Source organism: Marinicella marina (genome assembly GCF_030065545.1).
In the GTDB taxonomy this organism is placed as follows: Bacteria; Pseudomonadota; Gammaproteobacteria; order Xanthomonadales; family Marinicellaceae; genus Marinicella; species Marinicella marina.
Genome location: NZ_JASJNC010000023.1, coordinates 1 through 281 on the forward strand (window position 1 = coordinate 1; position 281 = coordinate 281).

At 54.4% G+C, this 281-nt stretch carries 1 protein-coding gene; it reads left to right on the forward strand.

What is annotated here, in order from left to right; genetic code table 11:
* On the forward strand, window positions 1–281 hold a 281-nt coding region (locus QNI24_RS15520; protein ID WP_283708775.1), incomplete at both ends, for an Ig-like domain-containing protein.

The following is a 281-nucleotide window of genomic DNA, read 5'->3' on the forward strand; positions in this document are numbered from 1 at the left end:
CAATGGTTCAGGTAATTGGTCTTGTACCGGTACTGTTGGCACCGATGGTGTTGATGGTGATGAAGTGGCCACTGCCACTGATGATGCCGGTAACACCGCCACCACACCAGCGCCTTTTGTGTTGGATAATGATGCGCCTCTGGCACCAACCATCATCACCCCAACCAATGGCGACCCAGTCAGTGGTACCGGTGAACCGGGTGCCGTGGTTACCGTAACCACACCATCTGGTGCCACTTGTACGGCAACAGTACAACTTGATGGCACTTGGTCTTGTACCC